This is a genomic window from Fructilactobacillus sp. X2R5C3 (genome assembly GCF_059901325.1).
In genome coordinates this window covers 1-260 of sequence record NZ_JBWXUY010000034.1, presented here as the reverse complement: position 1 = coordinate 260, position 260 = coordinate 1, and the positions used below count along the sequence as shown (strand labels likewise).

The 260-nt window shown below is 68.5% G+C and carries 1 protein-coding gene; it reads right to left on the bottom strand.

Annotated elements, in window-relative coordinates; genetic code table 11:
* Window positions 1-260: FKBP-type peptidyl-prolyl cis-trans isomerase (locus tag AC6UDE_RS07060; RefSeq protein WP_500697043.1), on the bottom strand; the 260-nt coding region annotated here is incomplete at both ends.

Below are 260 nucleotides of genomic sequence, written 5' to 3'. Positions count from 1 at the left end.
CCGTAGGCCTGGTCCGGCGGCAGGGTGACTTCCCACTTCGAGCCTGCCGGCATCTGCAGCAGGGTCTCGCGCATGGCCTTCATTTCGACTTCGCTGACCTTGATCGACGGAATCTGCTGGGCCGGACGGGCTTCGGTCGGGCGCTGGCCGTACGGGAACGGACCGGCCACTTCCAGCTGCACGGTGCTGGCCTGGGTCGGCTTGGCGCCCTTGCCGGCTTCGATCACGCGGTACTGGACGCCGCTCGGCAGGGACTGCAC